Annotated in this window: 1 protein-coding gene and 1 pseudogene; both read left to right on the plus strand. The window is 41.6% G+C overall.

Annotated features, from left to right (window positions below):
* On the plus strand, positions 1 to 214 hold a 214-nt coding region (locus R7E78_RS29520; protein WP_318059069.1), incomplete at its 5' end, for a putative capsular polysaccharide synthesis family protein.
* A pseudogene (locus R7E78_RS29525) lies at positions 211 to 550 on the plus strand (capsular biosynthesis protein); the annotation flags it as partial. The gene R7E78_RS29520 and the pseudogene R7E78_RS29525, both read left to right, overlap by 4 nt.

Genomic DNA, 550 nt, shown 5'->3' on the forward strand with positions numbered 1-550 from the left:
CTTCCTAAATGTCGACAACTTTGTTCTGAAAAACAGCAATGAAGCAAAGAACAAATGGTATTCCAACATCCACCAATACTTTAAACAGCATTACGATTTTTCTAAGTTGTTTTATATGTATGACTTACCGCTTTATCGCCATATTTACTCGCAGCAAGAACGAGAAGCTTTCAAAACCAAGTGGTTAAAAACTCCAGGGACAAAGTCAGCATGAAAAAAGTACTGCATATTACCGAAGCCTTTGGTGGCGGTGTTCAAACCGCACTGTACAGCTATGTACATTCATCTCGACATGAACCGTATGAACACTTTTTGCTTGCTAGAGCGCGTCACAATGATTTAACCAAAGACAGCAATCACGATGTTTTTGCTCAAACGAAATGGGTGGAAGATGGGCTTCTGCAGTTTGTGCGAGACGCCAATCAAACCATCAATGACATAAAACCCAATATTGTGCACTTGCACTCTAGCAAAGCCGGGTTTTTAGGTCGATTTTTGAAACTCAACCACGCCCGCTTGGTGTATACCCCGCACTGCTATGCGTTTGAAC

Source organism: Vibrio sp. YT-19(2023) (genome assembly GCF_033337395.1).